The sequence below is a fragment of the Streptomyces sp. NPDC000880 genome (assembly GCF_053599675.1).
The window spans coordinates 23,349-30,863 of sequence record NZ_JBSFMS010000091.1; the positions used below are offsets into that span (position 1 = coordinate 23,349).

General features: G+C 69.9%; 5 protein-coding genes. 3 read left to right on the forward strand and 2 right to left on the reverse strand.

Annotated features, from left to right (window positions below):
• Window positions 1-54 precede the first annotated feature (54 nt).
• Both ACWDO5_RS25230 and ACWDO5_RS25235 read left to right on the forward strand, forming a co-directional pair.
• Window positions 55-1,671, forward strand: coding sequence for a succinic semialdehyde dehydrogenase (locus tag ACWDO5_RS25230; RefSeq protein WP_450532635.1), 1,617 nt, complete (start codon window positions 55-57; stop codon window positions 1,669-1,671).
• A 29-nt stretch (window positions 1,672-1,700) separates the two neighbouring features.
• Complete coding sequence (locus ACWDO5_RS25235; RefSeq protein WP_450532636.1) at window positions 1,701-3,506, forward strand: GMC family oxidoreductase N-terminal domain-containing protein; 1,806 nt, start codon at window positions 1,701-1,703, stop codon at window positions 3,504-3,506.
• A gap of 73 nt (window positions 3,507-3,579) precedes the next feature.
• Here ACWDO5_RS25235 and ACWDO5_RS25240 read toward each other — a convergent pair whose 3' ends face one another.
• Window positions 3,580-4,590, reverse strand: coding sequence for a hypothetical protein (locus tag ACWDO5_RS25240; RefSeq protein WP_450532638.1), 1,011 nt, complete (start codon window positions 4,588-4,590; stop codon window positions 3,580-3,582).
• Between the two features lie 668 nt (window positions 4,591-5,258).
• Entirely contained in the window at window positions 5,259-5,549 is a 291-nt protein-coding gene (locus tag ACWDO5_RS25245; protein WP_450532639.1) for a chorismate mutase, read from the reverse strand.
• Window positions 5,550-5,857: 308 nt separating this feature from the next.
• Here ACWDO5_RS25245 and guaA point away from each other — a divergent pair.
• A partial coding sequence (guaA, locus tag ACWDO5_RS25250; protein WP_450532640.1) for a glutamine-hydrolyzing GMP synthase occupies window positions 5,858-7,515 on the forward strand: 1,658 nt, incomplete at its 3' end.

A 7,515-nucleotide genomic window follows, 5' to 3' on the forward strand; every position in this document is an offset into this window, starting at 1 on the left:
AAAGCTGTTACCGACGGGTACCCAAAGCTCCGTTTGCGGCATACTCTCGCCCCCATGACGGACTCGCAGGCCCCTGCCGCCGCCCTCGGCACCAACCCGACAGCCGCCTCCCCGGCCGGTGCGCGCACCGCAGCCGACGTGGTCACTCCCGAGGTGGTCGCCCAGCTCACCCGTGGTGTTGTCGGCTCCGGCCGTACCGCCAATCACACCCCGTTCACCGGGGAGAAGCTGGCCGACCTGCCCGAGTCCACGCCCGAGGACGTCGCCGAGGCCTTCGAACGCGCCCGCGCCGCACAGCCAGTGTGGGCCGCCACCACCGCCCGCGCCCGCGCCGCCGTGCTGCTGCGCTTCCACGATCTGGTCCTGGAGCGCCAGGCAGAGGTCCTCGACCTCATCCAGCTGGAGACCGGCAAGGCCCGCCTCCACGCGCACGAAGAGGTCCAGGCCGTCGCCGTCGCCGCCCGCCACTACGGCCGCAAGGCGCCCGCCTACCTCAGGCCCAAGCGGCACACCGGCGTCGTTCCCGTCCTCACCAAGACCACCGAACTGCGCCAGCCGCGCGGCGTCGTCGGCCAGATCGCGCCCTGGAACTACCCGCTCGAGCTCTCTGTCGGCGATGCGCTGCCCGCGTTCGCCTGTGGCAACGCCGTCGTGATGAAGCCCGACACGGAGACCGCGCTGACCGCCCTGTGGGCACGTGACCTGCTGATCGAGGCGGGCCTGCCGGCCGGCGTCTTCCAGGTCGTCATCGGCGAAGGACCGGTCGTCGGCCCGGAGGTCGTCAAGCACGCGGACTACGTCTCCTTCACCGGCTCCACCCGCACCGGCCGCGAGGTCGCCCAGGGCGCGGCGGCCCGTCTGGTCGGCGTATCCCTCGAACTCGGCGGAAAGAACGCCATGCTGGTGCTGCACGACGCGGACGTCGAGAAGGCGGCGGCCGGAGCGGTCCCCGCCTGCTTCTCCTCCGCCGGCCAGCTGTGCATCTCCATCGAGCGGCTGTACGTCCACGAGTCGATCGCCGACGACTTCGTGGAGCGTTTCGCGGCCCGTACGAAGGCGATGCGCCTCGGCAAGTCCCTCGCGTACGGCGCCGACATGGGCTCGCTCGTCGGCGAGCGCCAGCTTCAGACCGTCACCCGCCATGTCGAGGAGGCCGTCGCCAAGGGCGCGACCCTCGTCGCGGGCGGCGTCGCGCGCCCCGACATCGGCCCGCTCTTCTACGAGCCGACCATCCTCGACGGTGTCGAGGCCCCGATGGCCGTGTGCACCGAGGAGACGTTCGGCCCGGTCGTCTCCATCTACCGCTTCACGGACGAGGACAAAGTCGTCGAGCAGGCCAACGCCACCCCGTACGGCCTGAATTCGAGCATCTGGACCAAGGACGGCAAGCGGGGTCACGCCGTCGCCGCGAAGCTGCGCACCGGCACCGTCAACATCAATGAGGGGTACGCCCCGGCGTACGGCAGCGTGCAGTCCCCGATGGGCGGCATGAAGGACTCCGGCCTCAGCCGGCGGCACGGCTCGGAGGGGATCCTCAAGTACACCGAGGCACAGACCGTCGCCCAGCAGCGGCTGATCCCGCTGGCTCCGTCCTTCGGCATGGACGACGAGAAGTACGCCGCGTTCATGAGCCGCAGCCTGGAGGCGATGAAGGCCCTGCGCCTGCGCTAGTTTCCGCCCTTTTCGCACGAGGAGAGCCAATGTCACGGGACACCCAGGCCCAAATCCAGGACGACGACTCGCTCTACGACTACGACGTCATCGTCGTCGGCTCGGGTTTCGGCGGCTCGGTCTCCGCGCTGCGGCTGACCGAGAAGGGCTACCGGGTCGGGGTCATGGAGGCGGGCCGCCGCTTCACCCGCGAGACCCTGCCCAGGAACTCCTGGGACATCAAGAACTATCTGTGGGCGCCGGCGCTCGGCCTGTACGGCATCCAGCGCGTCCATCTGCTGGGCAAGGTGATGGTGCTGGCGGGCGCGGGGGTCGGCGGCGGTTCGCTCAACTACGCCAACACCCTGTACGTACCGCCGGCGGCTTTCTTCGAGGACCGTCAGTGGGCCGGGATCACGGACTGGCAGGCGGAGTTGTCGCCGTACTACGACCAGGCGAAGCGAATGCTGGGCGTACGGCTCAATCCGACGATGACGCCGTCGGACGTGCATCTGAAGGCGGCGGCGCAGGCGATGGGGGTCGGCGACAGCTTCCACCTGGCGCCGGTCGGCGTCTTTTTCGGCGACGGAGACGACACTGACGGTACGTCAAAGGCGAAGCCGGGCACGGCGGTCGATGATCCGTACTTCGGTGGCGCGGGCCCGTCCCGCAAGGCGTGCACCGAGTGCGGAGAGTGCATGACGGGCTGCCGCCACGGCGCGAAGAACACCCTCAACGAGAACTACCTCTACCTGGCGGAGAAGGCCGGAGCCGTCATCCATCCGATGACGACGGTCGCCGCGGTCCGCGAGGACGCGGAGGGCGGCTACCAGGTGACGACCGTCCCGACCCAGGCGCGCCGGAAGGGCACGACGAAGGTGCTGCGCGCCCGGCAGGTCGTCGTGGCGGCGGGCACGTACGGCACGCAGACCCTTCTGCACACCATGAAGGACGCCGGGCTGCTGCCGCGGATCTCGCCGCGGCTGGGCGAGCTGACCCGTACGAACTCCGAGGCGCTCGTGGGTGCCCAGACCGACAACCGCCGCTACCGCAAGCGGCACGGGGTGAAGAAGGCCGACTTCACCCAGGGCGTCGCGATCACGTCGTCGATCCACCCCGACGACAACACCCACATCGAGCCGGTCCGCTACGGCAAGGGCTCCAACGCGATGGGCGCGCTGTCCATCCTCCAGGTGCCCTACCGCAACCGCCGGGTGCTCGGCTGGCTGGGCAACGCGGCGAGGCACCCGCTGCAGATGGCCCGTTCGCTGTCCAACCGCCGCTGGTCGGAGCGGACCATCATCGGCCTGGTCATGCAGTCCCTGGACAACTCGCTGACGACGTTCCGCAAGCCGGGCGGCATCGGCAAGGGCCTGCTCACCGCCCGCCAGGGCCACGGGGCCCCGAACCCTCAGCAGATCCGGGAGGCGACGCGGGCGGCGTCCCTGCTCGCCGAGGAGATCAACGGCTTCCCCGGCAGCAACGTCGGCGAACTCATCGGCACGCCCCTGACCGCCCACTTCCTGGGCGGCTGCCCGATCGGTGCGGCACCGGAGTTGGGCGTCATCGACGCGTACCACCGGCTGTACGGCCACCCGGGCATCGCGGTCGTGGACGGCGCGGCGGTCTCGGCGAACCTGGGCGTGAACCCGTCGCTGACGATCACGGCGCAGGCGGAGCGGGCGATGTCGCTGTGGCCCAACAAGGGCGAGGAGGACCCGCGTCCGGCGCAGGGTTCGGCGTACGAACGCCTGACCCCGATCGCGCCGAAGTCCCCGGCGGTCCCGGAGGCGGCCTTCGGCGCGCTGAGGCTGCCGTTCCTGGGGATCCCGGCGGTCCCGCCGAAGAAGTCCTGACCGCCACAGACACGAAGAGGCCGCTGCACCCCCCTCCGAGTGCAGCGGCCTCTTGGCCTTGTGTGGCCGGGTGTTACGCGGTGGCGCCGCCGCTGCGGCGACGCTTCATCGCGAACACGACACCGGCACCGGCGACGACGGCGATGCCGCCGGCGATGCCGACGGTCGGCAGGACGGAGCTGGAACCGGTCTCAGCGAGGTTGCCGGTCACGTTGCCGGCGGTGTTGTCGGCCGGCTTCTCGGACGGGACGGGGACCTTGCCGCCCTCCTGCGGCTTGGTGCCGCCGGTGTCCGTGCCGGGCTTGACGATCTGGAACTTGTACGCGACGTCCTGGAAGCCCAGGCAGTCCTTGTCGCCGATGTAGATGCCACCGCCGAGGGTGAAGCCGGCGCCGGCCGGGGCGGACGCCTTGACGTTGAGCCGCAGCGGCAGGTTGACCTCGTAGCCGGGCTTCAGCTCGTTGGAGCTGCCGATGTAACCGACGGCCTCTCCCCCTTCGTCGAGGCTCACCCAGGTGTTGGTCTCCGGGTCGAGAGCCTGCAGCTCGACCTTCTTCGTCTTGAAGAAGTTCTCGCCGTCCTTGTCGAAGGAAGCCCCGGCGATGTAGTCGATCTCCTTGACGATCGTCTTGGAGGAGTTATAGACGTTCAGCTCGAACTTGTGCCAGCCGCTACCCGCGGCGATCTTGCCCGGCAGGCCCGTGATCGAGAGCTCGAGGTTGGAGGTCTTGCACTCGAAGTCCGGGTTCCCCTCGTCCCCGCCCGGCGTGGTGGCAGTGGTGCTCGGCGAAGTGGCGGGCGTGCTCGGGCTGTTCGGCGGAGTGCTCGGGGACGTAGCCGTGTCCGTCGGTGTGGGGGAGGTGGTGGCGGTGTCCGTCGGCGACGGGGAGGTGGTGGCGGTGTCCGTCGGCGACGGGGACGTGGTGGTCGTCTCCGTCGCCGACGGCGTCGGGCTCGTCGTCGCGAACGCGGCAGGCGCCGCCAGGAAAGTGGCGGGGGCGATAACAGCCGTCGCGGCAGCAACTGCCATGGCGCGGCGAAGCTTCATCGAGACCTCAGCGAAGTCCGGCGTACCGCTTGACACGGCACGGAGTTTGGAGGCCTTCCGAGGTGGGGGTACACGGGTGAGGCCATTGTTTTCGCATGCATGACTTGCGAATGGCCGGAATAGTTGCCCTCGGTCTCACAGAGAACTTATGTGGCCCCCGTCACACGCGCCCCCGTCATACGCACCGTCATACGCCCGACCACTCGCGCACCCGCGCATGAGCAAGGGCCCCGCGGATGCATGATCCGCGGGGCCCTTGTGGTCAGCACCGACGTCAGGGCAGCGCCGGTGCCGAGGCGCGGCGCCGGGGGGTAGCGCCGCGTGGGGAGGGCCGCCGACCCGGCGCATTCGCTGCGCGCGGGTGGTATCGACCTTTGGCACTGTTGTCGCGCAGAGTGGGACGCGCTTGTCCTTGCATCGTGCTGGAAGGGCTGCGGCCTGCGCAACCTTTTGGACCGAATGCGGTCGGCCCCGGGCGTCCCCGGAGCCGACCGCCCTTTGGGGTGACCGGGCTGCTGTCCCCTGCCGACCGGTCACGCGCGCTGGGGCGAGGTCCCACGACGTACCTGCGGTACGCCACACGCTCCAGCGGAGCCACGCGTGGTTTCCTTCGACGGCCCGCCCCTGGCTGGCACGGACATCGGTACCAACGAAGCCCCGTCGGGTGCGGTCACGCGCCGTACGGGTGAGGGACGCGTCCGAACTCAGATACGGCCCCGGCACAGCTCCAGCAGCGTCATCGCAAGCGCCGTTCCGGGCTTTCCGAGCGCGTCGCGGAAATGGCCGAGTACCTCCATCTCGCGCGACAGGTTCACGCGGCGGCCGCCGGAGGAGATGCGGGCCTGCTGGATGACGGCCGAGACCGCCATCCGTTCCTGGATCAGTCCGATGATGCGGTCGTCGAGTGCGTCGATGCGTTCACGGGCGCCGGTGATCACACTCGCGGCCTCATCGGTACGGGCTCCCGTGTCGGCTCCGGTGTCGGTGACAGTCATGCGGGCTCCTTGTCGGGCGCGGCGGCCCCGGAGCGGCAAGGCCCGGAGATGACAGAACGCCCCGGGCCTTGTCGGCCCGGGGCGCCTGGGAAGTTGCTTGTCAGTGGCTCAAGCAGCACGACCATGGCAGCCGGACGGGCCGGTGCCATAGGTAAAGACGAAGGTCAGCTGCTTGCGCATGGCGACAGTATGGCCCGCCCGCCCGGGCTGGCCCAATCCGGGTTCGGATGGTGAGACGAAGGGCCTACCGGCGCGCCGGTAGAATCGACAAAGCAGACCCCCCTCCCACCGCCGGAAGGCCGCCACCCGTGCCAGCAGCACCCCCCGCCGCCACCGACGTCGTACTCGTTGTCGACTTCGGCGCCCAGTACGCCCAGCTCATCGCCCGCCGCGTCCGTGAGGCCCGGGTCTACAGCGAGATCGTGCCGTCCACCATGCCGGTGGCGGAGATGCTGGCCAAGAACCCCAAGGCGATCATCCTCTCGGGCGGCCCGTCGTCCGTGTACGCGGAGGGCGCCCCGCGGCTGGACCGCGAGATCTTCGAGGCCGGGGTCCCGGTCTTTGGCATGTGCTACGGCTTCCAGCTGATGGCGACGACGCTCGGCGGGACCGTCGACAACACGGGCGCGCGTGAGTACGGCCGTACGCAGCTACATGTCTCCAAGCCCGGCTCGACGCTCTTCGAGGGCACCCCGGCCGAGCAGTCGGTGTGGATGTCCCACGGCGACGCCTGCTCCGCCGCACCCGATGGCTTCACCGTCACCGCGTCCACGGACGTCGTGCCGGTCGCGGCCTTCGAGAACGACGAGAAGAAGCTGTACGGCGTCCAGCACCACCCGGAGGTGATGCACTCGACATACGGCCAGCAGGTCCTGGAGCACTTCCTCTACCGGGGCGCCGGCATCGAGCCGACCTGGACCACGACCAATGTCGTCGAGGAGCAGGTCGCGCTGATCCGCGAGCAGGTCGGCACCAAGCGGGCCATCTGCGGTCTGTCCGGCGGCGTGGACTCGGCGGTGGCGGCGGCCCTGGTGCAGAAGGCCATCGGCTCGCAGCTGACCTGCGTGTACGTCGATCACGGGCTGATGCGCAAGGGTGAGACCGAGCAGGTCGAGAAGGACTTCGTTGCGGCGACCGGCGTCCAGCTGAAGGTCGTGGACGCGGCCGACCGCTTCCTGAACGCGCTCGCCGGGGTGTCCGACCCCGAGCAGAAGCGGAAGATCATCGGCCGGGAGTTCATCCGGGTCTTCGAGCAGGCACAGGCCGAGATCGTGGCGGAGGCCGCGGGCGGCGAGGCCGTCGCCTTCCTGGTCCAGGGCACGCTCTACCCGGACGTCGTCGAGTCCGGCGGCGGCACCGGCACCGCCAACATCAAGTCGCACCACAATGTCGGCGGTCTGCCCGAGGACCTCGAGTTCGAGCTCGTCGAGCCGCTGCGCAAGCTGTTCAAGGACGAGGTCCGGATGGTGGGCCAGGAGCTCGGCCTGCCGGACGAGATCGTCCAGCGCCAGCCCTTCCCGGGCCCTGGCCTCGGCATCCGTATCGTCGGCGAGGTCACCAAGGACCGCCTCGACCTCCTGCGCGAGGCGGACGCCATCGCCCGCGAGGAGCTCACGGCGGCGGGTCTGGACCGTTCCATCTGGCAGTGCCCGGTGGTGCTGCTCGCGGACGTGCGCAGCGTCGGCGTCCAGGGCGACGGCCGCACCTACGGTCACCCGATCGTGCTCCGTCCCGTCTCGTCCGAGGACGCGATGACGGCGGACTGGACGCGGATGCCGTACGAGGTGCTGGCCAGGATCTCGACCCGGATCACCAACGAGGTCGCGGACGTCAACCGCGTGGTCCTCGATGTGACGAGCAAGCCGCCGGGCACCATCGAGTGGCCTGATCGCGCCACGGCGCGAGGCTCATCGGCCGCAGCCGGTGGTGCCGGGCGGTGGAAGGCCCGCGGTAGACCCAGATCTCC

What these genes read in the sequence shown, in the direction of transcription:
- ACWDO5_RS25235 (WP_450532636.1), top strand. Translation starts at nt 1,701, where the DNA reads ATGTCACGGGACACCCAGGCCCAAATCCAGGACGACGACTCGCTCTAC.
- ACWDO5_RS25245 (WP_450532639.1), bottom strand. Translation starts at nt 5,549, where the DNA reads ATGACTGTCACCGACACCGGAGCCGACACGGGAGCCCGTACCGATGAG.
- ACWDO5_RS25230 (WP_450532635.1), top strand. Translation starts at nt 55, where the DNA reads ATGACGGACTCGCAGGCCCCTGCCGCCGCCCTCGGCACCAACCCGACA.